Genomic DNA, 25,247 nt, shown 5'->3' with positions numbered 1-25,247 from the left:
CAACCTAACGGGCGAGCCTGTCCGCCGCCACCCGCCGCATCACACTTGTCTGCGGTGACGGAATGCCTCTTTCCGCCGCACCATGATGCTGGCACAACCCGAACGTGAACACAATGCGAACGCTTGTGCGCAGGAGCCTGAGTTGAAAAAGCTGTCGAACCTGCCCGCCGCCCGGCGGAACCCCGCCCAGGCCGCCGGGCAGCACGACGAGATCCGGATCCGGGGCGCACGCCAGCACAATCTGAAGGATGTCGATCTCGATATCCCCAAGCACACGCTGACGGTCATCACCGGCCTCTCCGGCTCCGGCAAATCCTCCCTCGCCTTCGATACCATCTACGCGGAGGGGCAGAGGCGCTATGTCGAGAGCCTCTCGGCCTATGCCCGCCAGTTCCTGCAACTGATGCAGAAGCCCGACGTGGATTCGATCGAGGGCCTCTCCCCCGCCATCTCGATCGAGCAAAAGACCACCAGCCACAATCCGCGCTCGACCGTCGGCACGGTCACCGAGATCCATGACTACATGCGCCTGCTCTGGGCCAGGGCGGGCATTCCCTACTCCCCGGCCACCGGCCTGCCCATCGAGGCACAGACGATCAGCCAGATGGTGGACCGCGTCCTCGCCATGCCGGAGGGAACCCGCCTCCTGCTGCTGGCTCCCGTGGTGCGCGGCAAGAAGGGCGAGTTCCGGAAGGAGCTGGCCGAGTATCAGCGGCGCGGTTTCGAGCGGGTGAAGATCAACGGCACCCTGATGCGGATCGAGGACGCGCCCTCGCTCGACAAGCGCCGGAAGCATGACATCGAGGTCGTGGTGGACCGCGTGGTCGTCGGCAATGACGGCCTGGCGCAGCGTCTGGCGGATTCCTTCGAGACGGCGCTGGGCCTGGCCGATGGCGTTGCCTATGCGGAGAATGCCGATGGCGGCGAGCGCACGGTGTTCAGCAGCCGCTACGCCTGCCCCGTCTCCGGCTTCACCCTGGAGGAGATCGAGCCGCGCCTCTTCTCCTTCAACTCGCCGCAGGGCGCCTGCCCGGTCTGTGACGGCCTCGGCACCGAGAGCTTCTTCGACCCCGCCCTCGTCGTGCCCGATGACACGCGCAGCCTGGCCGATGGCGCGGTGGCCGCCTGGGCCGGCAACAGCGCGCCCTACTACGACCAGACCCTGGACAGCCTGGCGCGGCACCTGAAGGTCAGGATGTCGGTTCCCTGGGGGGAGCTTCCGGAGCAGGCGCGGAACGCCATCCTGCAGGGCACCGGCAACGAGGCGGTGACGCTGCGCTACAAGGACGGGCTGCGCGCCTACGAGGTGAAGAAGCCCTTCGAGGGCGTCCTGCCCAACCTCGCCCGCCGCCTGCGCGAGACGGACAATCCCTGGGTCCGGGAGGATCTGTCCCGCTATCAGGCCGAGCAGCCCTGCCATGCCTGCCAGGGTGCCCGGCTGAAGCCTGAGGCGCTGTCGGTCAAGGTGGCCGGGCTGCATATCGCCCAGGCCAGCGAGTTGTCGATCCGCAAGGCCCTGCCCTGGTTCGAGGGGGTGGAGGCGACGCTGACACCGCAGCGGGCCGAGATCGCCCGCCGCATTCTCAAGGAGATCATCGAGCGCTTGCGCTTCCTGCTGGATGTCGGGTTGGACTACCTCTCCCTCGCCCGCGCCTCCGCCACCCTCTCCGGCGGCGAGAGCCAGCGCATCCGCCTCGCCAGCCAGATCGGCTCGGGCCTGACCGGCGTGCTCTATGTGCTGGACGAGCCTTCCATCGGCCTGCACCAGCGCGACAACGAGCGGCTGCTCGGCACGCTTCGCCGGCTGCGCGACCTCGGCAACACCGTGCTCGTGGTCGAGCATGACGAGGATGCCATCCGCACCGCCGACCACCTCATCGACATCGGCCCCGCCGCCGGCGCCGGCGGCGGCCGCGTCATCGCCCAGGGCACGCCGGAGGAGGTGGCCGCCAACCGCGACAGCATCACCGGCGACTACCTCTCGGGCCGCCGCACCATTGCCGTGCCGGAGAAGCGCCGCGCGCCGGACGAGAAGCGGATGCTTCGTGTCGTCGGCGCCACCGGCAACAACCTGCGCGGCCTGACCGCCGGCCTGCCGCTCGGCACCTTCACCTGCGTGACGGGTGTCTCCGGCGGCGGCAAGTCCACCTTCGTCATCGAGACGCTCTACAAGGCGGTCGCCCGCCGGCTGATGGGCGCGGGCACCGTACCGGCGCCGCACGAGCGGATCGAGGGGCTGGAGCATCTCGACAAGATCATCGACATCGACCAGTCGCCGATCGGCCGCACCCCGCGCTCCAACCCGGCCACCTATACGGGCCTCTTCGCGCCGATCCGCGACTGGTTCGCGGAACTGCCCGACAGCCGGGCGCGCGGCTACAAGCCGGGCCGCTTCAGCTTCAACGTCAAGGGCGGCCGCTGCGAGGCCTGCCAGGGCGATGGCGTGCTGAAGATCGAGATGCACTTCCTTCCGGATGTCTACGTCACCTGCGACACCTGCAAAGGCAAGCGCTACAACCGCGAGACGTTGGAGGTGAAGTTCCGCGGCAAGTCCATCGCGGACGTGCTGGAGATGACGGTGGACGAGGCGCTGGAGTTCTTCTCGGCCGTGCCCGCCATCCGCGAGAAGCTGCGCGTGCTGCGCGAGGTCGGCCTGGGCTATATCCATCTCGGCCAGCAGGCGACGACCCTCTCCGGCGGCGAGGCGCAGCGCATCAAGCTGTCCAAGGAACTCTCCCGCCGCGCCACCGGCCGCACCCTCTACATCCTCGACGAGCCTACCACGGGCCTCCATTTCGAGGATGTCCGCAAGCTGCTGGAGGTGCTCCACCAGTTGGTGGACCAGGGCAACACGGTGGTGGTGATCGAACACAATCTGGAGGTCATCAAGACCGCGGACTGGATTCTCGACCTGGGTCCGGAAGGCGGCGATGGCGGCGGCCAGATCGTTGCCGAGGGCACGCCGGAGGAGGTGGCGGCCATTGCCGCCAGCCATACCGGCCGCTTCCTCGCGCCGCTGTTGCCGGCCCGGCCCTCCAGGCGGCGCAAGCGGGCCTGACGGTAAAGGGCGGTCCCACCGGAACCGCCCTTTACCGATCAGCGCAGGCTGAAGACGATCGGTACCGTCATCGGCTGCGGCGCCGTGCCCATCTCCGGCGGGAAGGGCGGCAGCCGCACCCGCTGGATCAGCTCTGCGACCTCCTGGTCCAGATCCGCGTCGCCGCTGCTGCCGGTGATGCGCCAGGCGATCACGCTGCCATCCGGCGCCATGGTGAAGGTCAGCATCACCCGCCCCTCGATCCGCCGCAGGCGCGCCCGGTTCGGATAGCGCTTGGCGCGGTTGAGGGCGCCGACGATCCTGTCCGTATAACTCGCCGGCGGTCCGGCGGCCCGGCGCGCCGTGCTGGCCGGCGCGCCGCCCGATTGCGGAGCGGCCGTCACCGGCGCCGGCGGGGCCTCGGTGCGCTGCGGTGCCGTCGGCTGCGGCGCGACCGGCCTCTCGCGCGGCGGAGTCGGCCGGGGGACCGGCCGCGGCGGCGGCGGTGCGGGCTGGGGCGGCGGCGGGGGTTGCGGGGGTGGCGGCGGCGGAACCTCGGTCTCCAGGATCGGCGCGGTCTCCGGCTCCGGCGGCTGCACGACGTCCGGCGGCGTGGCCTCCACCACCTCCGGCTCCGCCACCGGCTCCGGCGGCGGCGGCTCGGCCACCGCCATCTCGGGCGCGACCACGCTCTCGACCGGGGGCGGCTCGACCGCCTGGGCCGTGGCCTCGGCGGCCACCATCTCGGTCGGCTCCGTGACCTCGGCCGGCGTGTCCGTGGCACTTTCCGGTATGGCCGGGGCCGCGATCATCTCCAGCGGCACGACCGCCGGAGGCGGTTCATGCTTCGGCAGGCCGAACATCAGGAAGGCCACGGCGCCGCCGTGCAGAAGGGCCGAGGCGCCCCAACCCAGCGCCCGGGGCCCGCTCAACGTCATCGTCGTCATGGCACTCTTCCGTCAGCGCGCCTGGACGACGCCGGCCCCGGCCTCCGCCTCGGCGATCAGCGAGACGCGGGTGATGCCCGACTGGGTGATGCGGCCCATCACATGGAGGACCTCGCCATAGGGCACGGAACGATCCCCCCGGACATAGACGGGCGCCTCCGGATCCTCCTCATGCAAGCCGCGCAGCCGCGTGACCAGCTCCGCCAGCGGCACCTCCTCCTGGCGGATGAAGGTCTTGCCATCGGCCGCCACCGTCAGCACCACCGGCGGCCGCTGCGCCGCGGCGCGGGGCGCGGCGGTCTTCGGCAGCTCCACAGGGACGCCGACGACCATCATCGGGGCCGCGACCATGAAGACGATGAGCAGCACGAGCATGACATCGACAAGGGGCGTCACGTTCATGTCCGCCATGGGCAGGCTGTCCCCGTCCTCGGAGCTCTGGCTGGGTCCGGCGAAGGCCATGCGGCTTACTCCGCGGCCGCGTGCGCGCGGACCGAGCCGCCCGTCGTCGCCGGCCGGCGGGACAGGTTGGCGGCGAAATCCGCGATCGCTGACTGTCCCTCATGGCGCAGGCGGTTCAGGCGCACCAGCAGGCGGTTGTAGGCCATGACCGCCGGGATCGCCGCGACCAGGCCGATCGCGGTCGCGAAAAGCGCCTCGGCGATACCCGGCGCGACGACGGCGAGGCTGGTGTCATTGCTCTGCGCAATGCCGGCGAAGCTGTTCATGATGCCCCAGACCGTGCCGAACAGGCCGATGAAGGGCGCCACGGCGCCTGTCGTGGCCAGGAAGGGCAGGCCGGGCTCGGCATTCCGCAGGGCGCCGCCGAGGGCGTGGCGCATGGCATGCTCCATGCGATGGCGGTACTCGAAGCGGCTCTCGCCCTGCTCCCGGCTATCGCGCCACTCGCGCGTCCCCGCCCGGATGACGGAGGCGGCCAGGCCTTCGCCCTGCACGGCCGGCACCGGAGCCTGCGGCGCCGCCATCTCGGCCAGCCGCCGGATCTCGCCGCGCAGCCGCCGCATCACCAGGGACTTCTCCACGATGATCGCCCAGCAGACCACCGAAGCCAGGGCCAAGCCGATCATGACCGCCTTGACGACCCAATCGGCCTGCAGGAACAGCCCCAGCAGGGACATGTCCGGGACGTGAAGCGCCGGGAGGGCCTCGGGCAAGGGGGCGGCAGCGGCGGAGGGATCGGTCGGGTTCATTGCGGCCTACTCACTTCTCGAAGGTAACGCCATCGACGCGCGAGGCGAGAGACAGTCGCGGCAGGCAGGCGGCGCGGGTCTCGGTGGTGGGGCCACAAGCCATCAGGTCGTTCAGCAGCAGGGAGCCGACGCTGTCACAGGCCTGGCCGGAAAGGTCGAAGATGCGAGCCATGGTCTTATCGGCCGGCAGCGGACCGACATCCAGCGCCAGGCGCCGGGCGATCACGCCATCCTTGCCGAAGACCAGCAGGTCCAGCCGCAGGGGGTCGATGGCCTCCGGCGCGCTGTTGCGCAGCACCAGCCAGACCCGGCATCCCTCGGACCGCGCCTCAAGCCTGTTGAGCTCGAGCCCGATGGGCGACGCCTTCGCCGGTGCCGTCTCCTGGGCGCTCAAGGTCAGCGGCATCATGGCACCGAGTGTCAGGAGGAGAGCGGACGCGATCCGGCGCAGCGACATGCGGATGATGACCCCTTCGCAGTTGCGATGGCTTATGCCGACATTGAGAGGCGCTTGCAATGCGAACGACTCTCACTTTAGCAGGCGTCACCCATCCTATTGCAACATGTCGGCCACGCTCCGCCCCGCGCAGCACATAGCAAAAAAGGCCGCCTCTCCCATGAGGAGAAGGCAGCCTGGAATGCATAGGCATCGTCGAAGGGCTGGAGGCGTCTGGTGCCGACGCCCGGGATTGAACCGGGGACCTACTGATTACGAATGCGATAGGTCAGGCCAATAATTTCAATAAATTCAGTCGGTTAGACCAACCTGTTTCCCGCTGCAAGGCGGTGATGAAATGGGTCAAATCAACGAACGAATTGCAGCACCGGGAACATATCGCAGCGACGATTCGCGTACCAGACTAGATGACTGTCTGGCCGCCCTTTCCGGTTCAGTCGGCGATCTCGCCACGACGCTAACCGGCGCCAAGCCCAGCAGCAAAACGGGCCGGCATTGGCGCTTCGGCCGGCATGGCAGCCTCGCCGTGGTGGTGCAGGGGGCGGAGCGCGGGAGCTGGTACGACCATGAGGCCGGGCGTGGCGGTGATGCCCTGGGCCTGGTCGCGCACCTGCGCCGCTGCTCGATGCGGGAGGCTTATGCCTGGGCGGTGAGCTGGCTCGGCATCAGCCCGGCGGAACGCCGGCCCCTGCCCCGCGCCGTGGCGCCGAACGGCCCCGCCGCTTCCGGCACCCTGGATCTGGCCCGCCAGCTCTGGCGGGAGAGCCAGCCGGCCGCCGATACGCTGGTGGCCGCCTATCTGGCCTCGCGTGGCCTGACGCTGCCGGCCGGGGCGCCGCTGCGCTTCCATCCGGCCTGCCCACGCGGTGCGGAGCGCCTGCCGGCCATGCTGGCCCTGATGACCGATCCGGCCACCGGCCAGCCCTGCGGCGTGCACAGGACCTTTCTGCAACCCGATGGCGGCGGCAAGGCGCCCGGCCAGGCCAAGATGATGGCCGGGCATGCCGGCCTCATCCGCCTGGTGCCCGATGCCGAGGTGGGCGCCGCGCTGGGGGTGGCCGAGGGCATCGAGACGGCGCTGCGGGTGATGCAGGGCTTCGGCTGGTCGCCAGTCTGGGCGGCCACCAGCGCGGGCGGCATCGCCCGCCTGCCGGTGCTGTCGGGCATCGAGGCGCTGACCGTCTTCGCGGATGGCGATCCGGCCGGGCAGCGGGCCGCCGCGGACTGCGCCGAGCGCTGGCAGGAGGCCGGCCGCGAGGTGACGCTGTGCCTGGCGCCGCCCGGCGAGGACTTCGACGACACGGCGCGGAGGCTCGGCTGATGGAAGGCCAGGACGCCACGCCTGCTGGCCTGTCGCGCAAGGCCATTGCGGCACGGGAGAACGGCAGGAACGGAGGCCGTCGCCGCAAGGGCGAGAGCTTGCGCGCCTACCGCAAGCGGAAGGAAGCCGAGAAGCTGGCCCGTGCCGTGGCGGGACAGAAGGCCGCACCGCCGCCGGTCGCGGCGGTCGCGGCGGCCGCCGATCCGGCGCCGCCCTCTCCCGAGCAACGGCTCGCGGCTGCGGGCGCCAGCATCACCACCCTCCCCCCGCGCCGCCGGCCGCCTCCCCTGCCCGATGCCGAGGAGATGCCGTCCGATGTCGAGCTGACGGAACACGGCGTGGCGGATGAGTTCGCCCGGCGGTTCCGCAATCGGCTGCGCTACTGCCACCACACCGGCGCCTGGTTCATGTGGGACGGCGCCCGCTGGCAGCAGAACGAGACCAAGCTCGCCTTCACCTGGGCCCGGCGCCTGGTCGCCAGCCTGAACCGCCGCACCGAGTTCAAGACGCGTGCCGTCACCGGCCGCACCGCCTTCGCCGCCGGGGTGGAGCGCTTCGCGCAGGCCGACGAGGGCATGGCCGTGGTCAGTTCGGCCTGGGATGCCGATCCCTGGCTGCTGGGCACGCCCGGTGGCACGGTGGAGCTGCGGACAGGGCGCCTGCGCCCGGCCAGGCAGGCGGAGGGCATCACCAAGGCCACGGCCGTGGCGCCGGCCCTGACGGCCGCCTGCCCGGCCTGGCTGGCCTTCCTGCATGAGGCCGCCGGCGGCGATGCCGAGCTGGTGCGCTTCCTCCAGCTCTGGGCCGGCTACTGCCTGACGGGCGACACGCGGGAGCATGCCCTGGCCTTCGTCTATGGCGGCGGCGGCAACGGCAAGAGCGTCTTCATCTCGGCCCTGTCCGGCATCCTGGGCGACTACGCCCGCACGGCGCCGATGGAGACCTTCACCGCCTCGCACAACGACCGGCACCCGACCGAGCTGGCCATGCTGCGCGGCGCCCGGCTGGTGACCGCCAGCGAGACCGAGGAAGGCCGGGCCTGGGCGGAGAGCCGCATCAAGCAGATGACGGGCGGCGACGTGCTGGCCGCGCGCTTCATGCGGCGTGACTTCTTCGAGTTCCGGCCGCAGTTCAAGCTGACCATCATCGGCAACCACAAGCCGGCGCTGAAGAACGTGGATGAGGCGGCGCGGCGGCGCTTCAACATCATCCCCTTCCTGCACCGGCCCGCCCAGCCCGACCGCGAGCTGGCGGAGAAGCTGCGGCAGGAGTGGCCCGGCATCCTGCGCTGGATGGTCGAGGGGTGCCTCGCCTGGCAGCGCGAGGGGCTGAGCAAGCCGCATGCGGTGACCGAGGCCACGGCGGAGTACTTCGAGGCGCAGGATCACTTCGGCCGCTGGCTGGCCGAGTGCTGCATCATCGAGCCCAGCCTCAGCACCCGCCCGGCCGCGCTGCTGCACTCCTTCCAGGACTGGTGCCAGGAGAACGGTGAGCCCATCGCGGACAATCGGCGTCTGCGCAGCCTGATCGAGCGAATGCCGTCCCTTCGCTACGCAAAGAACAACGGAACGCCTTGGGTGCGCGGCATCGGCCTGCGCAGCAGCAGGACCGAGCCATAAGGGGGGGGGAAGGGTGGGGAAGGGTCAAAAGCATGAAGCGCTCACGCGCGCGCATGGGCCGGGAACCAGAATACCCTTCCCCACCCTTCCCCCCCCCTCTCCTCTTTCGTCGCCAGCCGATTGAAAATCGCTCAGGGCTGGAAATCCTAGACCGCACCCCTCAGCAAATCTTCGTACCCGCGAAATTGGGAAACAAAGATACCACTATCAGATGGTTAGAGGCCGTCTGGACTGATCTTTTGCAGGGGTCGTGGCGGCGTCGACCTCGGCGCGGATGCGATCCTCGCCCGCCTCAGCCAGGCGCTTCATCTCGGAGGCCCGCTGACTCGGGATACCGATCTCGGGGAGGGTGGAAGGAACGGTGTCCGAAGTTTGGACACCGTTTGGAATGTTGGCGCCGGCTCTATTCTGCGTCGCCACCTCGCCCCACTCCTGCGCCACGCGGAGTTCCGCGCCGATCCGCGTTAGAGCGCAGACTTCCTCAACCGAACTCCCGCCCCGCCGCCGTTCTCTGCGATGAATTCGACCCCGGCCGCCTCCAGGGCGGAGCGGATGGAGGCTATCGTCCGTTGCTGAGGTGAGCCCTCGGCCAACTCCAGCCTTGCTATGGTGCGCTTAGGTATGCCGCTGGCCTCAGCCAACTCTTCCTGCGACCAGCCGATCAATCCACGTGCTGCGCGAACCTGCGCAGGCAACACGGCACCAACGATGACATTTTTGCTTGCGCCCATAGTCGCACAATGTCATCAATAGCGCCGTTCCACAAGGAATGCGGCCGAGCAAGGTGTTGGAAGCACCGTCGCCCGGCCTGACCGCAACCCGCTCGTGAACGGAGCTGGCTATGGCTACGCGCGCCCATACCCCCGACGCCATTAGTGCGTCCAGCAGAAGAAGATCCACCCTCCGGCCGATGGTGGTCGCCTACCTCCTGGAGAAGAAGCGCGAGATCCACGCCGAGATCGAGCACCTCCTCGACCGCGTGGAGATCCTGCTGGCCCAGGCCGATGCCCTGGACGGTGATCCCGACCTGGAGCCCGATGCGGACGGCGAGCCCGAGGCCGAACTGCCCGAGCGCCTGCCGCTGGTGCTGTGCGGCCGGGAGGCCGGCCGATGATCCGCCCGTCCCGCCACCACGTCGCCCTGGCCTATCTGGCCAACGGCGACCTGCCGCCCCTCTCCGCCCTCCAGCGCCTGCCCGACCCTGCGGCAGGCGGTGACCGCGGCCTCCGTGCTTTCGCCTGGGCCATGACTGTCTTGTCGATCAGCTTCGGCACCTGGGCAGGGATGATCTGATGGCCTCGATTGGAAGAAGAAGAGCCATGACGGCCATGATCGCCCCCGCCTTGCTGGCGCCAGCCCTGCCTGCGGCCTCGGCGGCCAATATGGGAAATTCCCACGATGAGGTTTCCCCCTCGAAGGGGGGGAATGTGCCCGGCCGGCACATTTTCGCCCCGGAAGGCGAGAACCCCGACGCCGAGTTGCTCGACCTCTGCCGCCGCTACATGGCGTTGGAAGAGACCTACAACCGCGATTTGGCGGGTGAACTCGCCGCCGAGGAGCGCGGCGACCGGGCCACCGAGGATGCCCTCTTCGAGGCGCGGAGCATCAGCGCTCGCGTGATGCGGGGCTTGCTCTTCGACATCATGGCCCGTCCCGCTCGAACGGCCGAAGGTGCCAAGGCGAAGGCCACTGTCGCGCTGACGAAGGTTCAGCGCTCACGCGATGGGGAACCTTGGGGACCTGAGGATGCCGTGATGGACTCGCTGGCTTGCGACATCCTGTCTCCCGGCTTCGCTCCCCCGACCGTGTCGCCCTTCGTCGCGCTGCTGGCCGAGTTGGACGTTGCTACTCGCCATTATGTTGCGGCTTTGGAACCCTGCTTCCGGCTGCTGAACGATGCAGGCACGCCCGAGCGAGCTAGGGCCGATGCCGCCACGGCCGAGTATGAAGCGGCGCTGTCGCGCATCGCGGCCCTGCCCGCGCGCGATCCTCTCGGCCTGGTGCTGAAGGCTGCCGTTGTGTTGCGGGAGATGGAGAACCTTCATCCGGCCGGGCCAGAGGGAGAGGTGGCGACCTCCCTGCGTGCTGATCTGGCTCGCAACTTCCCGCAGGTGCATCGCGTGATGGGGTGGTGACGCAGAAATAAATGGCTTCTTGCAAGGGTGTGGGCTTGCACCAAGTCCGGTGTTGGCCTACACTGCCTGCTGTGAAGGGGATGAGCTGATGAGCGTCGATAATCAGGACTTCGTAAACCGCTACACGTCAGCGCAGGTCTGCGCTGCGGCAGGCATCTCCGGCGACACGCTCAAGAACTGGGTTTCGCGCCAGCCGCAGGTGGTGTTGCTGAACCAGGGTGAGCGAGACCAGATCGCCAGCGGCGGGGGCCTGCTGTTCAGCTTCGTGCGCACCCTGCAGATCGCCCTGACCAACCAGATCGCCAGGACCGGCCTTCGTCCGCGCGAGGCCGCGCTGATTGCGGCTGCCTTCACGGACTTTGGGGAAGGACCTCTTCCGGACACTCCGGCCCGCGAGCCGGGAAAGCTGTTCGAGGAAGGTTTGACGGTGCTGGCGTGGTATCCGGGCGAGGCGGCCGGCCGCGTGATGAATGTTCGCCCGGAGCGCACCCTTCTCCATGACCTGCTCTGGTACGAGCTGCCACGTGAGACAGTCAGCGCCATCGTGGTGAACCGGATCTACCAATCCGTGCGCGCCGGGCTCGGACTGGCATGACGATGCCAATGTTCCGTGTCACCCGCATGAATGTCTACACCGCGCCGCAGATGGGCGCCGACCATGCGGTGATTGCGACGATGGGCATCGACTATGGTGCGATCCGCCTCACCCATGCCGCGCTGGTGGTCACCCGCAACGGCGAACCCCGGGTCTACATTCCGAATTACGGCCGGAACCGCATCGTTCTGGTTGACCGTGAAGCACGCGAAGCGCTGTTGCAGAGCGCGCTTGCCGCTTATCGCGCCCTGGCCGGGACCGGCCTCGCTGAACTGCCCTTCGCAAAGGCATCCTCCAAACAGGAAGCCAGCGAATGCCGTCCATCCGTGACCTGATCTCTCGCCGCGAAGCCATCCGCGCCGAGCTGCGCGACATTCTCGACAAGCACCCGGACGGCGCGCTGCCGGACGAGACGCGCGCCCGCGCCGATGCGCTGGAGGCGGAGGCGCTGCGCGTGACCGACGCCGAGCGCCGCCAGGCCATGCTCGACGATCTCGACCGCCGCGCCGCCGGCCAGCCGGTGAATGGCACCGGCGATGCGAACCTGGACCGCGAGATGCGATCCTTCTCCCTGGTCCGCGCCATCGCCAGCCAGGTGCCGAACCTGAACGTGGATGCCGGCCGCGAACGCGAGCTGTCGCAAGAGGTCGCCCGCCGCGCCGGCCGTTCCTTCATGGGCATGGCCGTGCCGATGAGCGTCTTCCACCAGCCGGTGGAGCAGCGCGTGATCACCAGCACCGCGCCGGCGGCGGGCCCTGGCAGCAATCTGATCGCGACCGACTACCGGCCGGGCGAGTACATCGACCTGCTGCGCAACGCCCTGGTCGTGCGCCAGCTCGGCGCCCGCGTGCTGTCCGGGCTGGTCGGCAATGTCGCCATTCCGCGCCTGAAGGAAGACGCGACTGCGGCCTGGGTGAATGAGAACCAGGCGATCCCGACCAGCGACATGGCCTTCGGGCAGGTGAGCCTGACGCCCAAGCATGTCGGCGCCCGTACCGAATTCAGCCGCAACATGCTGCTGCAATCCTCGCCGGATATCGAGACGCTGGTCCGCGCCGACTTTGCCGCGGTGCTGGCCGCCGAGGTGGACCGCGCGGCGATCAATGGCAGCGGCGTCGCGCCTGAGCCGCTGGGTGTGCTGAATACGCCGGGCATCGGTTCAGTGTCGCTCGGCACGAATGGCGGCGTGTTGACCTTCGATGCCGTGGCCGATCTGCAAGGCATGGTGGACGACGCCAACGTGACCGGCGCCAGCATGGCCTTCGTGACCAACACGAGGGTTCGCAGGCAGGCCGCCAAGATGAAGGACACGACCAATGTCCCGCTCGGCCTCTCCACGGTGTTCCAGGGCGGCATGCTGGCCGTCACCAACAACGTGCCCAGCGCGCTGACGAAGGGCACCGGCACGAACCTCTCGGCGTTGATCTACGGCAACTGGTCCGATTTGCTGCTAGGATATTGGTCGGAATTCGACCTTCTGGTTAATCCATTCGAAAGCGTTGCTTACTCGAAAGGAAATGTGCAGGTGCGCGGCATGGTCTCGATGGATGCGACGGTCCGCTACGCGCAGTCCTTCGCCGCCATCAGGGACATCGCCGCCTGATGAGCGCCGCCCGTTTCCCCAACGGGCTGGAGCACCGCGCAGCCGTCGAGCTGCGCGCCTCCGGCCGCCGGCTGGAAGGCTACGCGGCCTGCTTCGACGCTCCCGCCCAGATCGGCGGGTTTGTCGAGGTGATCCGGCCTGGCGCCTTCCGGGCCGCTCTCCTGACGAAAGCGGACGTGTTGGCCCTGGTCGATCACGATCCCGGCCGCCTGCTGGCCCGCACCAGCTCTGGCACGCTGCGGCTGGAAGAGGATGCCAAGGGCCTTCACTTCGAAGTTGACATGCCCACCACCCAACTCGCCTGCGACGTGCTGGCCCTGGCCGAGCGCCGCGATTTGGGCGGCATGTCCTTCGGCTTTCGCGTCAAGGACGAGGCGTGGCCGGCGCGCGACCGGCGAGAGTTGCGCGCGGTGGATTTGGTCGAGATCAGCGTCGTGACCGCATTTCCTGCCTATACGCAGACGACGGTCTCGGCCCGCGCCCGCAGCATGAACCACTCCGACACCTTGGCCCGCCTGCGCCGTGCGATGATGGAGGCGCTGTGATGGCCGGCCTTCTCTCTCGTATTCTCCGGCGCCCGGTTGAGACGCGGGCGCTGGACTACGAGAACTTTCGTCGCTTCTTCGGTATCGCGCAGACGCCGGGGGCCGGGCATGTCAGCCCGCGGCTGGCCGAGAACCTGGCGACCGTCACGGCCTGCGTTGGCGCGGTGGCCAGCGTCATGGCCAGCCTGCCGGCCTATGTCTACCGCAAGGCGCCCGGAGGCCGGACGGAGCTCCATGACCATCCGGTGGCCCGTCTGGTCCGTCGACCGAACAGCCATCAGTCCTGGCCGGATCTGCTCGAATGGCTGATGGCCCAGGCGCTGCTGCACGGCAACGCGCTGGCCGAGATCCAGTATGATGCCGCCGGGCGAGCCACGGCCCTGGTGCCCATTCCCTGGCCGCTGGTGAGCGTGGTGGTGCTGCCGAGCGGGCGCATCGCCTACGACATTGCGCCGGCGAACGGGCCGCGCCGCCGGCTGCTGGAAGGCGAGGTGTTCCACCTGCGCGACCGCAGCGATGACGGCATCGTCGGGCGCTCCCGCATCAGCCGTGCGCCGGAGGTGTTGGGCATCGCCATCTCCGCCAACGCCGCCGTCAACAAGCTATATTCGGGCGGCCTATGGGCGCGGGGTTTCATCGAGGCCCCGTCTTTCATGACCGAAACCCAGCGCAACGACGCGGAGCGGTGGGTCAGCAAGATCCGCGAAGCGATACAGCTCGGCCGCCTGCCCCTGCTGGAGGGCGGCTTCCGGTTCAACAATGCGTCCATCAGTCCGGAGGATGCCGAGTTGCTGGCCAGCCGCCGCTTCTCCGTGGAAGAGTTGTGCCGTCTGTTCCAAGTGCCGCCGCCGATTGTGCAGGACTTGAGCCACGGCACTTTCACAAATTCGCGAGAGGCCGGGCGCTGGTTCGCGCAGTTCAGCCTGGCTCCCTGGGCCCGGAAGATCGAGGCGGAATTCGAGCGCAGCGTCTTCGGGCCGGGCAGCGCGGATTGCATGCTGGAGATGGACCTGTCCGCGTTGATGCGCGCCGACGCCGAGGCGCGCTGGCAGTCGCATAAGATCGCGGTGGATGCCGGCATCCTCGACCCCGACGAGATCCGGGAGATCGAGGGGTGGAACCCGCGCGCCCAACAGAGTCCGGAGGCGTGACGTGCGAGAGAGCGCCCTTCCCACCTCCCTGCCGCCACGCTGCCTGACGACGGAACAGGCGGCGGCCTATTGCGGCATCTGCAAGGATACTTTCAAGACGCGGGTCCGGCTCGGCGAGTTGCCGCCGCCGGTTCGCTTCGGGCGGCGGGTGGTGTGGGATCGCGTGGCGCTGGACCGGCACTTTGACCGGCTCTCCGGCCTGAGCGAGGAAGCGGCCCCCGCGCCCGGCAAGGTCGCGATCCTGGAGGCCATCCGCCGTGGTTCGGCTTGAGATACGCTACGTCAAACGGCAGGTCCGCGAGCGGCGGCGCGCCGATGGTACGATCTGGCGGCGGGAGTACTGGTACTACCGCCGGCCAGGCGCTCCGGATGATGGAACCCGCCTCCCCGGCACGCCCGATTCGGCGGAGTTCATGGCGGCGCTGAAGCGCTGCAACGAGCGCACCGAGGAACGGCCCCCGGAGACCATCGACGGCACCTTCGCCAATCTGGTGAAGCGGTACAAGGAAGCGCCCGAGTTCACGGAGCTGCGGGAAAAGACCCAGCGGGACTATGCCGCCCTGCTGCGGCGCCTCGAAGGCATCCTCGGCCCCTTCCCCATCGCCGATATCGACCGCGAGGTTGTCTACGCGATCCGCGATCGGTTCCAGGAGACGCCGCATCAGGCGAACTACCTGCTGCGGGTGTTGCGCCTGGTGCTGGGCTGGGCGGCGGACCGCGAGCTGCTACCGGCGAACCCCGCCGCTCGTCCTCGCCAACTCACGGTGCGGCCACGGCATCAGGTCTGGAGCGCAGAGGCGGAGCAAGCCTTCCTGGCCCACGCCGGCCCCGAGATGCGGCTCGCCTATCTGGTGCATGCCTTCACGGCACAGCGCCAGGGCGACGTGCTGAACATGACCTGGGCGCAGTACCAGCGCGGGATCATCCGCTTGCGGCAGAGGAAGACGGGGGCGCTGGTGGAGGTCCCGGCCCATGCCACCCTCCGCGCGGCCCTGGACGCAGCGCCGAGGTGCTCGACGCATATCCTGACGGATGCCAAGGGCCTGCCCTGGGACGCCGATGCCTTCCGCAAGGAGTGGCGCCGGGTGACGCTCGCGGCCGGGCTGGACGGTTTGCAGAACCGGGACCTGCGGCGCACGGCTATGGTGCGGCTGGCGGAGGCCGGGGCGACGGCCATCGAGATCGCGGCCGTCAGCGGCCACGACATCGAAACCACCCAGGCCATCCTCGAAACCTACATCCCTCGGAACGGTCGGATGGCGGCTGCGGCGGTCAGGCGGCTGGAGCGCGCGGACACCCGCTCCAAGCCCAAAACCTGAACCGATTGGGAAACACTTTTGGAAAAAGTGGGAAACAGGCTGGGCTAATTCCGGCTAAGCCATTGGAATTATGGTGCCGACGCCCGGGATTGAACCGGGGACCTACTGATTACGAATCAGTTGCTCTACCGCTGAGCTACGTCGGCCGCGGCGGCTATCTAGCCTCTGCCGCCACCCAGGGCAACTCCATCCCGGCGTCCTGACACGCTTTTTGCCCGGCCGGACCGCCAGACCCTGGCGAGCCTGGCGAGGGTGCAGCTCTCACAGGCACGGATCAGTGCACCAGGACCGGCAACATCTCATGCTGAAGGATCGCCGCCGTGGCGAGGCTGGTATCCGGGGCCGCGCCGATCTGCGTGCCGTCCGCGGCATGGATGGCGACGGCCGGGGTGCCGTTCAGCAGGATGGGACGGATATAGGCGATATCCTCCGCGCCGAAGCGCGCCCATTCCGCGGGGGCAAGATGCCGGAGCACGTCCGCCGCGGCATAGGGCCGAATGTGTCCTTCCTTATTCATGGCAGGAATCTCCTTTCGCCGTCCCTGAAGGGGCCCGGCCTGCGTCCGGTTCGAACCGGACGCGGATTGCGTATCATGTCAGTCTGCGGGAACAACGCGCCGGCGGGGCAAGGGAAGCGACCCTATTCGTCCCGGCTCTTCACAATACCGGAGCGATCGCGCCGCCGTTAAACCTCAACCAGCGGTATCGGCGCTTTTATCGATCGCCCCGTTCACCACCGCCCTTCCCCCCTGTGCGCCGCGCGTGCCGATATGGATCGACTTCACGCGGACCTCGGGCTGCGGCCTCTGGAGGTCGATGTGCAACAGGCCATTGTCCAGCCACGCACCTTCCACCTCGATGCCCTCGGCCAGGACGAAGGCCCGCTGGAACTGCCGGGCGGCAATGCCACGATGCAGGAAGACACGGCCTTCCGCCTCGTCGCGCTGCTTGCCCCGGACCACCAGCTGGTTGTCCTCCTGCGTGATGTGCAGGTCGTCCATGCTGAAGCCGGCGACGGCCAAGGAGATCCGCAGGCGGTTGTCGCCGGTCTGCTCGATATTATAGGGCGGATAGCCATCGGCGTTCTTCGCCACGCGATCGAGCATCTGTTCCAGATGATCGAAGCCCAGAAACAGTGGCGAGCCGAACAACGACGAGCGAGACATGGCGGAAAACCCCTCAAGCTGAGCGAGCATTCGCCGGAACCCGAAGCATCCCGGCTTCTGCCGATAATTTGGGCAAAGCGGGGCCATATGCAAGGGGCAATGGTTGAACACCGGACCGGCCCCCGCTACAGCAGCCTCCCCATGCCCGAAACCGATCTCCTGCCGATCCTGCTGGTTCCCGACACCAGGCTGAGGACCAAGTGCCGCGCCGTCGGCCCCCAGGATGCCGATGCCGTGCGCGCCCTGGCGCCCCGCATGCTGGCGACGATGTATAAGGCCCCCGGCATCGGCCTCGCCGCGCCGCAGGTCGGAGATCTCCTGCGCCTCGTCGTCATTGACCTTCAACCGGATGAGAAACCGGACCCGATGGTGCTGGTCAATCCGGAGATCGTCGCCGCCAGCGAGGAACTGGCGACGCGGGAGGAGGGCTGCCTCTCGCTCCCGGGCCAGTATGCCGACGTCACCCGGCCCGCCAAGGTCAAGCTGCGCTGGCTGGATCTGGAGGGCGGCAAGCGGGAGATCACCGCGGACGGGCTGCTCGCCACCTGCATCCAGCATGAGCTGGACCATCTCGATGGCGTCCTCTTCGTCGATCACCTCTCGGCGCTGAAGCGCAACATGATGCTGCGCAAGCTGGCGAAGGAGCTGAAGGCCAGGGCGCGCGACTCATGAGGCCGCTCCGCCTGGCCTTCATGGGCAGCCCGGACTTCGCGGTGCCGGCCCTGCGCGCCCTGCATGCCGCGGGCCATGAGATCCTCGCCGTCTATACCCAGCCGCCCCGGCCGGCCGGGCGCGGCCAGCGCGAGCTGCCCTGCCCGGTCCATCGGGAGGCCCTGCGGCTTGGCCTTTCCGTGCGGCACCCCTCCCGGCTGCGGCACGCCACGGAGGAGCACGAGGCCTTCGCCGCCCTGGCGCTGGATGCCGCGGTCGTCGCCGCCTATGGGCTGATCCTGCCGAAACCCATGCTGGATGCGCCGGCGCGCGGCTGCCTCAACATCCATGCCTCGCTGCTGCCGCGCTGGCGTGGCGCGAGCCCCATCCAGTCCGCCATCCTGGCCGGCGACGCCGAGAGCGGCGTGACCATCATGCGCATGGAGGAGGGCCTCGACACGGGGCCGATGCTTCTCGAGGGCCGGCTTCCCCTCGGGCCGGACATCACCACGCCCGCCCTGCACGACGCCCTGGCGGAGATGGGCGCCCGCCTCATCCTGCAGGCCCTTGCCGGGAATCCCCCTGCCCGTCCGCAGCCCGAGGAAGGCGTCACCTACGCGCCCAAGCTCGGCAAGCAGGATGGCCGCCTGTCCTGGGAGGGCGAGGCGACCGCCCTGGAACGCCGCGTCCGCGCCCTCAATCCCTGGCCCGGCACCTTCTTCCAGCATGAGGGCCAGCCGATCCGGGTGCTGGAAGCCAGAGCCGAACCTCTGGGGAGCGCGCCCCCCCCGGGCACCGTGCTTGACGAGGCGCCGCGCATCGCCTGCGGCGAGGGTGCGCTCCGCCTGCTCCGCCTGCAGCGGCCGGGCCGTGGCGCTCTCGACGCGGAGCCGTTCCTGCGCGGTTATCCCCTCCCGCGCGGAACTGTGCTGGACTGAGCCCATGCCGCGCTATGCCTTGCTGGTCGAGTATGACGGCACACCCTTCGTGGGCTGGCAGCGGCAGGCCAGTGGCCTCTCGGTGCAGCAGGTGCTGGAGGAGGCCGCCGCCCCGCTCAATGCTGGCCGGCCCGCCGCCACCATGGCCTCGGGGCGGACCGATGCGGGCGTCCATGCCGAGGGGCAGGTGGTGCAGATCGACATCGCCCTTGAGCTGCACCCCGACCGGCTCCGGGACGCGCTGAACTTCCACAGCCGCCCGCATCCGGTCTCCGTCCTTGCCGCCGCCCTGGCGCCGCCGGACTGGTCGGCGCGGTTCTCCTGCATCGGACGGGGCTACCGCTACCGCATCCTCAACCGCCGCGCCCGGCCGGCGCTCATGGCCGGGCGCGTCTGGCACGTTCAGACGCCGCTCGATGCCGAAGCCATGCACGCGGCGGCGCAGGGGTTGCTCGGGCGGCATGATTTCTCGGCCTTCCGCGCCGCCGCCTGCCAGGCGAAGGATGCCATGCGCACGCTGGACCGGCTGGAGGTGCGGCGGCAGGGCGAGGAGATCCATGTCCTGACCGAGGCCCGCAGCTTCCTGCATCATCAGGTGCGCAACATGGTCGGCACGCTGGCCCAGGTCGGGCTGGGTCGCCGCCCCCTCTCCTGGCCCCGCGAACTGCTCGATGGGCGCGACCGCCGCAAGGCCGGGCAGAATGCCCCCGCCGAGGGGCTGACCTTCCTCTTCGCCCGCTACCCCCAGCCGCTCCGTTGGCAGGATTGACGGGCGGTCCGCTCAGGCCTCACGCCGCAACAGATCGAGCCGGTACTCCGGATACCGGTCCTGCCGCACCGGCTGGAGCACGCCGGCGGCATGCTGGATGAAGGCTTCCACCGCCGCGTCGCCCGAGAGCGGATAATCGGTGTTGCCGATCCAGTGGACCAGGAGGACATCGCCCCCCGGCATCAGATCCCGCCGGACCAGCGACGCCACCTGGGCGAGGTCGCGCTCATCCCAGTAGTACACCACCTCGGAGAGCAGGATCAGGTCGTAGCGGCCGTTCGGCCATTGCCCTGGCACCTCGCGCCGCTGGATCGACAGGCTGGGCACCAGACCGCAATGCCGCCGCGCCGCCGCCACCGCCCGCGCCGAACTGTCCACGGCGGTCAGCCTGCGGCAATGCGGCACCAGCATCCCGGTCAGTACGCCGATCGAGCAGCCGACCTCGAGCCCGTGCTCATAAGGCTCCTCGCGCAGGGCCTCGAGAGTCGTGGCATATTTCGCGGCCTCATAGTCGCTGGTGAGGAACTTCCACGGATCGGGGTCGGCGGCGTAGAGCGCCTCGAAGTACGCGGCGGAGAGGGAGGTCATCGGGCGTCCGGTCACGTCAGGTCCCCTTCCTGGAGAAGAAACAGCTCGAAATCCCGCATGCAGCGATCCAGAAGCGCGGCATCCACCTGGAATCCGCCCGCTGCGAGCGAAGCGACCTGCCCGAACTGCGAACGGTGACAGGCCAGCGCGCGCGCCTTGGCCGCAAGGTGGCGCCGGACATCCAGGCGTCGGGCCTGCGGCGCCGGGCCCGGCAGGGCGTGATCCGGCGGCAGGGTATGACCCCAGACGGAGTACTGCACGAGGCGGCAGGGCGGCGCTCCCGGCGGCCTTGCCGTCAGGGCCGCCCGGGCCATGGCCCAGGCCGCGTGGTGATCGCAATGCGGATCATGCTCCCAGGTGGTCAACAGGGCGCTGGCAGAGGTGGATCGGAGCGCATCGCGGACGGCACTGACCGCAGCGTCGAATGCCGCGCCGGCCTCCGGCACGGCGGCGTCGGGGAGGCCGAGGAACACCGCATCCGACGCCGGTACGCCGAGGCAGGCCAGCGCCTCGAGGGCTTCGGCCTGGCGGATCCGGGACAGCGCCGCCCGATCCTCCGCCCCCTCCGTGGGATGGGAGGCGCCCCCGTCACTGATGAAGATCACCCGCAGACCGCGACCGGCGGCTGCGGCTTCGGCCAGAAGGCCGCCGCATCCAAGGCTCTCGTCATCCGGATGCGGGGCCAGGACGACCACCCCGCCCTCCCCGACGATGTCCGGAAGACCTGCGAACGGCGCTGCGTCGGCCTGCTCGAGAAAGGCCGTGGCGGTGAGCTTCACGGCCATCCGGCCTGCTCCGCGGCGAAGGCCAGGGCGGCGGCGTTGTCGAGGGCCCGGTCCGGACCGGGCTGCCGGAGATAGGTGGCGAGATCGCGCGCCACCCGTTCCACCGGGCTCGGGCGCAGGAAGGCCTGCAGGCCGATGGACCGCTGAACGCGTTCGAGCACATCCAGCGCCGCTCGTTCCACCGCGTGGCGCGACAGCTGCACATAGGCCAGCACCGTCTCCTCCTCGGCCGAGCCATAGACCAGCGCGGCCTTCCTCACCCATAGCCGCGCCGTCTCCGCAGCCACCATGCATTCTCCCAGGCGGCGGCGCTGGTGCGGGTCGCCGTCGCGATCCAGACGGCGGAGATGGTGCCGCATCAGCTGCACCAGTTCCTCCACGCCGCCGCACTGGACCGCTAGGAAGCGCCACGCTCCGCCGGTGAAGTAGGGCTCCTTCTGATAGCAGCCGGGTGGGCCGATCCGGTCGGCCTCCCGCGTCATCATGCCGGTGAAGTCCACTGAGCCCGTGGCGGAGACCTGCATCCCCGACGCTGTCCAGCTGCGGACCTCGCTCCGCTCTCCCGGCCGCAGACGGGGCGCGATCAGCCGGACCCCCTCCTCCGTCGTCGCGGTGACCAGCGGACGCAGGAGCCGCCCGGCGCCGGAGGCCAGGATCTTGCGCCCCTCCAGGCGCCCTTCCGCCGTCATGCGCAAGGGCCGGGAGGGATCATCGGTCGCCCAGACACCGAAGAGGCACCCCTCGCGCACATCGGCCGATGCCCGCCGCATCTGCTCCCCGTCACCAAAACGATGGATCAGATCCAGGGCGTTGACGTGGCCTTCGAAAAGCCTTCCCATCGGCAGGCTTCCGCGCCCGATCGTCATCAGGACCTCGGCCAGCAGGCTGTTCCTCTGCGGCACCAGGCCAAGGTCGAGCCCGCCCTCCAGGGCAGGCAGCGCCGCGACCAGAAGGCCGTTCCGCTGCAGGATGTCGATGAGGGGTCGCGGATCGGCCCCGGGATGATCCAAAGCTTCTCCCAGGCCCCTGGCGCTCTGCGCCGCTTCCGCGGCACAGGTGAGCACGTCGGCGGATGGGCCGAACTGGTCCATGCTGGCCCTCTGATGCTGTCTGTCGTCAACGGCACAGCCCCCGTCTGGTTGCTCCCCGCCAAGCGACACCCGCCCGCGTGCAAACCGCGTTCAGGTCACAGGATCCGGGCCACCACGGTGATTTGACGGCCCCTCGCCGAACCGCTAGAAGCGGCCTCGCATACGCCGTGTAGCGAAAGCCCCTGCGGAGGGGTGGCCGAGTGGCCGAAGGCGGCGGTTTGCTAAACCGTTAGACGGGGATAACCCGTCTCGTGGGTTCGAATCCCATCCCCTCCGCCACTTCTCTCCCCGCACTTCATCCCCGCTGCCTGGCCTGTCGAAGGCCGCACGGTCCCGCTCGCCCCATGGCCCGGCCGCCGTGATGGCGGCCGGGCCGGGCGCGCCTCAGCCCAGCTTCTTCTTCAGCAGCTCGTTGACCAGCGCCGGGTTTCCCTTGCCCTGCATGGCCTTCATGGTCTGACCGACGAAGAATCCGAAGAGCTTGTCCTTGCCGGAGCGGTATTCCTCGACCTTTCCGGCGTTGGCCGCCATGACCTGCTCGATCACCGCCTCGATGGCCCCGGTATCGGTCACCTGCTTCAGGCCCCGCTCCTCGACCAGGACGGCCGGCGGCTTGCCGGTTTCGAACATCGCCTCCAGCACCTCCTTGGCCAGCTTGCCGGACAAGGTGCCGTCCTTGATCAGGTCGAGCAAACCGCCGAGATTCTCGGCGCTGACGGGCGAATCGCCGATACCGTGGCCGGTGCGGTTCAGCCCGGCGAAGAAATCGCCGGTGATCCAGTTGGCCGCCATCTTCGGATCGCGGCCCTTCGCCACGGCTTCGTAGAAGGCCGCCGTTTCCTTCTCCAGCGTCAGGACATGGGCGTCATAGGGCGTCAGGCCGAAGTCGCCGACATAGCGGGCGCGCCGGGCGTCCGGCAGCTCCGGCAGGGCGGCCTTCAGCCCGTCCACCCAGGCCTGCTCCAGAACCAGCGGCGGCAGGTCGGGGTCGGGGAAGTAGCGGTAGTCATGCGCGTCCTCCTTGGAGCGCATCGATCGCGTCACGCCGCGCTGCGTGTCGAAGAGGCGCGTCTCCTGCACCACCTCGCCGCCATCCTCCCAGACCTCGATCTGGCGCCGCGCCTCGGCTTCCACCGCCTGCATGACGAAGCGGATGGAGTTGACGTTCTTCACCTCGCAGCGGGTGCGGAACCCCTCGCCCGGCCGGCGGACCGAGACATTGACATCGGCGCGCAGCGAGCCCTGCTCCATATTGCCGTCGCAGGTGCCGAGGTAGCGCAGGATCTGCCGCAGCTTCGTCAGATAGGCGCCCGCCTCTTCCGGGGAGCGCATGTCGGGCTCCGAGACGATCTCCATCAGCGCCACGCCGGAGCGGTTGAGGTCGATGAAGCTCTTGCTCGGATGCTGGTCATGCAGGGACTTGCCGGCATCCTGCTCCAGATGCAGGCGCGTGATGCCGATCTGCTTGGTGCTGCCATCCCCGAGCTGGATCTCGATGACGCCCTGCCCCACCACCGGATACTGGTACTGGCTGATCTGATAGCCCTGCGGCAGATCGGCATAGAAGTAGTTCTTCCGGTCGAAGCGGGACCAGAGGTTGATCTGCGCGTTCAGCCCGAGGCCGGTGCGCACCGCCTGGGCGACGCACTCGCGGTTGATCACCGGCAGCATGCCCGGGAAGCCGGCATCGATGAAGCTCACCTGACTGTTCGGCTCGGCACCGAACTCCGTGGCCGCGCCGCTGAACAGCTTGGCCTGCGAGGTCACCTGGGCATGCACCTCCAGCCCGATGACGACCTCCCAGGCGCCGCTCGCGCCCTCCAGCGTGTAGCTCATGCGCCAGCCCTCACCGCCGGGACCGCATCGAAGCCGGCGGCACGCTCCAGCGCGGCGCCGACGGCGAAGACAGTCTCCTCATCGAAGGGCCTGCCCAGCACCTGCAGCCCCAGCGGCAGGCCTTTCGCATCCAGCCCCGCCGGGACGGAGAGGCCCGGAATGCCGGCGAGATTCGCCGTCACGGTGAAGACGTCATTCAGATACATCGCCACAGGATCGTCCTGCTTGTCGTCCCGCCCGAAGGCGGCGGAGGGGGTGGCGGGGGTCAGGATGGCGTCCACCCGCTCCCAGGCCTGGTCGAAATCGCGCTTGATCAAGGTGCGGACCTGCTGCGCCTTGACGTAATAGGCGTCGTAATAGCCGGCGCTCAGCACATAGGTTCCGATCAGGATGCGGCGCTTCACCTCGTCGCCGAAGCCGGCGGCGCGGGTGCGCTCGTAGAGATCCCTGAGATCCTCGCCATCCTCCCGCAGGCCGAAACGCACCCCGTCATAGCGGGCGAGATTCGAGGAGGCCTCGGCCGGCGCCACGATGTAATAGGTCGGCAGGGCATAGCGCGTGTGCGGCAGGCTGATGTCCACCAGCTCCGCCCCTTCGGCCTTCAGCCAATCCATGCCCTGCCGCCACAGCGCCTCGATCTCGGCCGGCATGCCGTCCAGGCGGTACTCACGCGGAATGCCGATGCGAAGGCCCTTCACGCCCCGCGCGCAGGCGGCGGCGAAGTCCGGCACTGGCATGTCGGCGCTGGTGGAATCCTTCGGATCGAAGCCCGCCATGGAGCCCAGCAGGATGGCACAGTCCTCGACCGTGCGCGCCACCGGCCCCGCCTGGTCGAGCGAGGAGGCGAAGGCCACGACGCCGAAGCGCGAGCAGCGGCCATAGGTCGGCTTGATGCCGGCAATGCCGCAAAAGGCCGCCGGCTGGCGGATCGAACCGCCGGTGTCCGTCGCCGTGGCGCCCAGCGCCAGACGCGCCGCCACCGCCGCGGCCGAGCCGCCGGAGGAGCCGCCAGGAACCAGCACGGCCTCCGGCGCGTCCCGCCGCTTCCAGGGGTTCTCGACCCCGCCGAAGGCCGAGGTGGCATTGGATGAGCCCATGGCGAACTCGTCCAGATTGGCCTTGCCCAGGAAGACAGCGCCATCCCGCAGCAGATTGCCGCTGACGGTGCTCTCATAGGGCGGGACGAAGTTGCCCAGGATCCGGCTGGCGGCCGTCGTCCGCGTGCCGGCGGTGCAGAACAGATCCTTGATGGCGAGCGGGATGCCGGTCAGCGCCCGACCCTCGCCACGGCCGAGCGCGGCATCCGCCGCCTCGGCCTGGCGCAGCGCCAGATCCGGGGTCACGGTGATGTAGGCGTTGAGACGCGGATTGAGCGCCTCGACCGCGCCGATGAAGGTCCGGGTCAGCTCGACGGCGCTGATCTCGCGCCGCGCCAGCGCGCCGCGCGCGCCGGCCAGGGTCAGATCCGTGGCAGAGGTCATGCC

The 25,247-nt window shown here is 69.1% G+C and carries 29 protein-coding genes and 2 tRNA genes; 17 read left to right on the top strand and 14 right to left on the bottom strand.

What is annotated here, in order from left to right; translation table 11 throughout:
• Positions 1–142: 142 nt before the first annotated feature.
• Positions 143–3,058 carry an excinuclease ABC subunit UvrA gene (uvrA, locus tag D9598_RS03125; RefSeq protein ID WP_370591921.1) on the top strand — a complete coding sequence of 972 codons (2,916 nt, stop codon included), beginning with the start codon at positions 143–145 and terminating at the stop codon, positions 3,056–3,058.
• 38 nt (positions 3,059–3,096) lie between these two features.
• Here the strand turns inward: uvrA and D9598_RS03120 are convergent, their stop codons facing one another.
• From D9598_RS03120 to D9598_RS03105, 4 genes are read right to left on the bottom strand one after another with little or no spacing between them, the layout of a single operon-like run.
• Entirely contained in the window at positions 3,097–3,984 is an 888-nt protein-coding gene (locus D9598_RS03120) for an energy transducer TonB (RefSeq protein WP_198364915.1), read from the bottom strand.
• A 12-nt stretch (positions 3,985–3,996) separates the two neighbouring features.
• Positions 3,997–4,446 carry an ExbD/TolR family protein gene (locus D9598_RS03115; RefSeq protein ID WP_198364914.1) on the bottom strand — a complete coding sequence of 150 codons (450 nt, stop codon included), beginning with the start codon at positions 4,444–4,446 and terminating at the stop codon, positions 3,997–3,999.
• 5 nt (positions 4,447–4,451) lie between these two features.
• A complete protein-coding gene (locus D9598_RS03110; protein WP_198364913.1) occupies positions 4,452–5,195 on the bottom strand; it encodes a MotA/TolQ/ExbB proton channel family protein in 744 nt (247 codons plus the stop codon).
• Positions 5,196–5,205: 10 nt separating this feature from the next.
• On the bottom strand, positions 5,206–5,589 hold the full coding sequence (locus D9598_RS03105) for a Tat pathway signal protein (protein WP_232476820.1): 384 nt from the start codon (positions 5,587–5,589) through the stop codon (positions 5,206–5,208).
• A gap of 400 nt (positions 5,590–5,989) precedes the next feature.
• Between D9598_RS03105 and D9598_RS03100 the strand changes: the two genes are divergently transcribed.
• On the top strand, positions 5,990–6,973 hold the full coding sequence (locus tag D9598_RS03100; RefSeq protein ID WP_198364911.1) for a toprim domain-containing protein: 984 nt from the start codon (positions 5,990–5,992) through the stop codon (positions 6,971–6,973).
• A complete protein-coding gene (locus D9598_RS03095) occupies positions 6,973–8,592 on the top strand; it encodes a phage/plasmid primase, P4 family (protein ID WP_232476818.1) in 1,620 nt (539 codons plus the stop codon). Before D9598_RS03100 ends, D9598_RS03095 begins: the two co-directional genes overlap by 1 nt.
• 207 nt (positions 8,593–8,799) lie before the next feature.
• Here D9598_RS03095 and D9598_RS03090 read toward each other — a convergent pair whose 3' ends face one another.
• Positions 8,800–9,012, bottom strand: coding sequence for a hypothetical protein (locus D9598_RS03090; protein WP_198364910.1), 213 nt, complete (start codon positions 9,010–9,012; stop codon positions 8,800–8,802).
• 44 nt (positions 9,013–9,056) lie between these two features.
• Positions 9,057–9,323 (bottom strand): helix-turn-helix domain-containing protein, encoded by a 267-nt coding sequence (locus D9598_RS03085; protein WP_198364909.1) that lies wholly within the window; start codon positions 9,321–9,323, stop codon positions 9,057–9,059.
• A gap of 179 nt (positions 9,324–9,502) precedes the next feature.
• Between D9598_RS03085 and D9598_RS03080 the strand changes: the two genes are divergently transcribed.
• The 10 genes from D9598_RS03080 (at position 9,503) to D9598_RS03035 (ending at position 15,940) form a co-directional block, all read left to right on the top strand.
• Positions 9,503–9,706 carry a hypothetical protein gene (locus D9598_RS03080; protein WP_198364908.1) on the top strand — a complete coding sequence of 68 codons (204 nt, stop codon included), beginning with the start codon at positions 9,503–9,505 and terminating at the stop codon, positions 9,704–9,706.
• Positions 9,703–9,885, top strand: coding sequence for a hypothetical protein (locus D9598_RS03075; protein WP_198364907.1), 183 nt, complete (start codon positions 9,703–9,705; stop codon positions 9,883–9,885). The genes D9598_RS03080 and D9598_RS03075 overlap by 4 nt, the downstream gene beginning before the upstream one ends.
• A gap of 26 nt (positions 9,886–9,911) precedes the next feature.
• Positions 9,912–10,727, top strand: coding sequence for a hypothetical protein (locus tag D9598_RS03070; protein WP_198364906.1), 816 nt, complete (start codon positions 9,912–9,914; stop codon positions 10,725–10,727).
• Positions 10,728–10,815: 88 nt separating this feature from the next.
• The gene (locus tag D9598_RS03065) at positions 10,816–11,322 is read left to right on the top strand and encodes a hypothetical protein (RefSeq protein ID WP_198364905.1); all 507 of its coding nucleotides are present in this window, start codon (positions 10,816–10,818) and stop codon (positions 11,320–11,322) included.
• 8 nt (positions 11,323–11,330) lie between these two features.
• The gene (locus D9598_RS03060; protein WP_198364904.1) at positions 11,331–11,657 is read left to right on the top strand and encodes a hypothetical protein; all 327 of its coding nucleotides are present in this window, start codon (positions 11,331–11,333) and stop codon (positions 11,655–11,657) included.
• A complete protein-coding gene (locus D9598_RS03055) occupies positions 11,636–12,925 on the top strand; it encodes a phage major capsid protein (protein WP_198364903.1) in 1,290 nt (429 codons plus the stop codon). Before D9598_RS03060 ends, D9598_RS03055 begins: the two co-directional genes overlap by 22 nt.
• Positions 12,925–13,470: an HK97 family phage prohead protease gene (locus D9598_RS03050; protein WP_198364902.1), complete on the top strand. Its 546-nt coding sequence runs from the start codon at positions 12,925–12,927 to the stop codon at positions 13,468–13,470. The genes D9598_RS03055 and D9598_RS03050 overlap by 1 nt, the downstream gene beginning before the upstream one ends.
• Positions 13,470–14,621 carry a phage portal protein gene (locus D9598_RS03045; protein ID WP_198364901.1) on the top strand — a complete coding sequence of 384 codons (1,152 nt, stop codon included), beginning with the start codon at positions 13,470–13,472 and terminating at the stop codon, positions 14,619–14,621. Before D9598_RS03050 ends, D9598_RS03045 begins: the two co-directional genes overlap by 1 nt.
• Before the next feature lies 1 nt (position 14,622).
• The gene (locus D9598_RS03040) at positions 14,623–14,892 is read left to right on the top strand and encodes a helix-turn-helix domain-containing protein (protein ID WP_198364900.1); all 270 of its coding nucleotides are present in this window, start codon (positions 14,623–14,625) and stop codon (positions 14,890–14,892) included.
• Between the two features lie 142 nt (positions 14,893–15,034).
• Complete coding sequence (locus tag D9598_RS03035) at positions 15,035–15,940, top strand: tyrosine-type recombinase/integrase (protein ID WP_198364899.1); 906 nt, start codon at positions 15,035–15,037, stop codon at positions 15,938–15,940.
• Between the two features lie 71 nt (positions 15,941–16,011).
• Here D9598_RS03035 and D9598_RS03030 read toward each other — a convergent pair.
• The 3 genes from D9598_RS03030 to D9598_RS03020 form a co-directional block, all read right to left on the bottom strand.
• Positions 16,012–16,086 (bottom strand) — tRNA-Thr (locus D9598_RS03030).
• A 128-nt stretch (positions 16,087–16,214) separates the two neighbouring features.
• A complete protein-coding gene (locus tag D9598_RS03025; RefSeq protein ID WP_198364898.1) occupies positions 16,215–16,457 on the bottom strand; it encodes a DUF1150 family protein in 243 nt (80 codons plus the stop codon).
• Between the two features lie 174 nt (positions 16,458–16,631).
• Positions 16,632–17,105: an Hsp20 family protein gene (locus D9598_RS03020; protein ID WP_198365019.1), complete on the bottom strand. Its 474-nt coding sequence runs from the start codon at positions 17,103–17,105 to the stop codon at positions 16,632–16,634.
• Positions 17,106–17,246: 141 nt separating this feature from the next.
• Here D9598_RS03020 and def point away from each other — a divergent pair, with 141 nt between their 5' ends.
• Genes def through truA form a run of 3 tightly spaced genes read left to right on the top strand, consistent with a single transcriptional unit; the run spans position 17,247 to position 19,463 of the window.
• Entirely contained in the window at positions 17,247–17,777 is a 531-nt protein-coding gene (gene def / locus D9598_RS03015) for a peptide deformylase (RefSeq protein WP_198364897.1), read from the top strand.
• On the top strand, positions 17,774–18,694 hold the full coding sequence (gene fmt / locus D9598_RS03010; RefSeq protein ID WP_198364896.1) for a methionyl-tRNA formyltransferase: 921 nt from the start codon (positions 17,774–17,776) through the stop codon (positions 18,692–18,694). Before def ends, fmt begins: the two co-directional genes overlap by 4 nt.
• Positions 18,695–18,698: 4 nt before the next feature.
• Positions 18,699–19,463 (top strand): tRNA pseudouridine(38-40) synthase TruA, encoded by a 765-nt coding sequence (gene truA, locus D9598_RS03005; RefSeq protein WP_198364895.1) that lies wholly within the window; start codon positions 18,699–18,701, stop codon positions 19,461–19,463.
• Positions 19,464–19,475: 12 nt separating this feature from the next.
• Here truA and D9598_RS03000 read toward each other — a convergent pair whose 3' ends face one another.
• From D9598_RS03000 to D9598_RS02990, 3 genes are read right to left on the bottom strand one after another with little or no spacing between them, the layout of a single operon-like run.
• Positions 19,476–20,066, bottom strand: coding sequence for an SAM-dependent methyltransferase (locus D9598_RS03000; protein ID WP_370591920.1), 591 nt, complete (start codon positions 20,064–20,066; stop codon positions 19,476–19,478).
• Positions 20,063–20,836, bottom strand: coding sequence for a PIG-L deacetylase family protein (locus D9598_RS02995; protein WP_198364894.1), 774 nt, complete (start codon positions 20,834–20,836; stop codon positions 20,063–20,065). Before D9598_RS02995 ends, D9598_RS03000 begins: the two co-directional genes overlap by 4 nt.
• Positions 20,827–21,846, bottom strand: a complete 1,020-nt coding sequence (locus tag D9598_RS02990; RefSeq protein WP_198364893.1) for an acyl-CoA dehydrogenase family protein — start codon at positions 21,844–21,846, stop codon at positions 20,827–20,829. The genes D9598_RS02995 and D9598_RS02990 overlap by 10 nt, the downstream gene beginning before the upstream one ends.
• Before the next feature lie 267 nt (positions 21,847–22,113).
• Here D9598_RS02990 and D9598_RS02985 point away from each other — a divergent pair.
• Positions 22,114–22,206, top strand: a tRNA-Ser gene (locus tag D9598_RS02985).
• Between the two features lie 105 nt (positions 22,207–22,311).
• On the opposite strand, the gene gatB is transcribed toward D9598_RS02985, so the two are convergent.
• Both gatB and gatA read right to left on the bottom strand, forming a co-directional pair.
• Entirely contained in the window at positions 22,312–23,763 is a 1,452-nt protein-coding gene (gene gatB, locus D9598_RS02980; RefSeq protein WP_198364892.1) for an Asp-tRNA(Asn)/Glu-tRNA(Gln) amidotransferase subunit GatB, read from the bottom strand.
• A complete protein-coding gene (gene gatA / locus D9598_RS02975; RefSeq protein WP_198364891.1) occupies positions 23,760–25,244 on the bottom strand; it encodes an Asp-tRNA(Asn)/Glu-tRNA(Gln) amidotransferase subunit GatA in 1,485 nt (494 codons plus the stop codon). Before gatA ends, gatB begins: the two co-directional genes overlap by 4 nt.
• Between the last annotated feature and the right edge of the window lie 3 nt (positions 25,245–25,247).

The sequence above is a fragment of the Roseomonas sp. KE0001 genome, from assembly GCF_016107285.1.
Classification (GTDB): Bacteria; Pseudomonadota; Alphaproteobacteria; order Acetobacterales; family Acetobacteraceae; genus Pseudoroseomonas.
Note: the sequence above shows the minus strand (reverse complement) of the source record. Positions and strands in the feature narration are given on the sequence as shown.

What these genes read in the sequence shown, in the direction of transcription:
- D9598_RS03120 (WP_198364915.1), bottom strand. Translation starts at nt 3,984, where the DNA reads ATGACGACGATGACGTTGAGCGGGCCCCGGGCGCTGGGTTGGGGCGCC.
- D9598_RS03115 (WP_198364914.1), bottom strand. Translation starts at nt 4,446, where the DNA reads ATGGCCTTCGCCGGACCCAGCCAGAGCTCCGAGGACGGGGACAGCCTG.
- D9598_RS03110 (WP_198364913.1), bottom strand. Translation starts at nt 5,195, where the DNA reads ATGAACCCGACCGATCCCTCCGCCGCTGCCGCCCCCTTGCCCGAGGCC.
- D9598_RS03100 (WP_198364911.1), top strand. Translation starts at nt 5,990, where the DNA reads ATGGGTCAAATCAACGAACGAATTGCAGCACCGGGAACATATCGCAGC.
- D9598_RS03095 (WP_232476818.1), top strand. Translation starts at nt 6,973, where the DNA reads ATGGAAGGCCAGGACGCCACGCCTGCTGGCCTGTCGCGCAAGGCCATT.
- D9598_RS03085 (WP_198364909.1), bottom strand. Translation starts at nt 9,323, where the DNA reads ATGGGCGCAAGCAAAAATGTCATCGTTGGTGCCGTGTTGCCTGCGCAG.
- D9598_RS03080 (WP_198364908.1), top strand. Translation starts at nt 9,503, where the DNA reads ATGGTGGTCGCCTACCTCCTGGAGAAGAAGCGCGAGATCCACGCCGAG.
- D9598_RS03075 (WP_198364907.1), top strand. Translation starts at nt 9,703, where the DNA reads ATGATCCGCCCGTCCCGCCACCACGTCGCCCTGGCCTATCTGGCCAAC.
- D9598_RS03070 (WP_198364906.1), top strand. Translation starts at nt 9,912, where the DNA reads ATGACGGCCATGATCGCCCCCGCCTTGCTGGCGCCAGCCCTGCCTGCG.
- D9598_RS03065 (WP_198364905.1), top strand. Translation starts at nt 10,816, where the DNA reads ATGAGCGTCGATAATCAGGACTTCGTAAACCGCTACACGTCAGCGCAG.
- D9598_RS03060 (WP_198364904.1), top strand. Translation starts at nt 11,331, where the DNA reads ATGTTCCGTGTCACCCGCATGAATGTCTACACCGCGCCGCAGATGGGC.
- D9598_RS03055 (WP_198364903.1), top strand. Translation starts at nt 11,636, where the DNA reads ATGCCGTCCATCCGTGACCTGATCTCTCGCCGCGAAGCCATCCGCGCC.
- D9598_RS03050 (WP_198364902.1), top strand. Translation starts at nt 12,925, where the DNA reads ATGAGCGCCGCCCGTTTCCCCAACGGGCTGGAGCACCGCGCAGCCGTC.
- D9598_RS03045 (WP_198364901.1), top strand. Translation starts at nt 13,470, where the DNA reads ATGGCCGGCCTTCTCTCTCGTATTCTCCGGCGCCCGGTTGAGACGCGG.
- D9598_RS03035 (WP_198364899.1), top strand. Translation starts at nt 15,035, where the DNA reads ATGGCGGCGCTGAAGCGCTGCAACGAGCGCACCGAGGAACGGCCCCCG.
- D9598_RS03025 (WP_198364898.1), bottom strand. Translation starts at nt 16,457, where the DNA reads ATGAATAAGGAAGGACACATTCGGCCCTATGCCGCGGCGGACGTGCTC.
- D9598_RS03020 (WP_198365019.1), bottom strand. Translation starts at nt 17,105, where the DNA reads ATGTCTCGCTCGTCGTTGTTCGGCTCGCCACTGTTTCTGGGCTTCGAT.
- def (WP_198364897.1), top strand. Translation starts at nt 17,247, where the DNA reads ATGCCCGAAACCGATCTCCTGCCGATCCTGCTGGTTCCCGACACCAGG.
- fmt (WP_198364896.1), top strand. Translation starts at nt 17,774, where the DNA reads ATGAGGCCGCTCCGCCTGGCCTTCATGGGCAGCCCGGACTTCGCGGTG.
- truA (WP_198364895.1), top strand. Translation starts at nt 18,699, where the DNA reads ATGCCGCGCTATGCCTTGCTGGTCGAGTATGACGGCACACCCTTCGTG.
- D9598_RS02995 (WP_198364894.1), bottom strand. Translation starts at nt 20,836, where the DNA reads ATGGCCGTGAAGCTCACCGCCACGGCCTTTCTCGAGCAGGCCGACGCA.
- gatB (WP_198364892.1), bottom strand. Translation starts at nt 23,763, where the DNA reads ATGAGCTACACGCTGGAGGGCGCGAGCGGCGCCTGGGAGGTCGTCATC.
- gatA (WP_198364891.1), bottom strand. Translation starts at nt 25,244, where the DNA reads ATGACCTCTGCCACGGATCTGACCCTGGCCGGCGCGCGCGGCGCGCTG.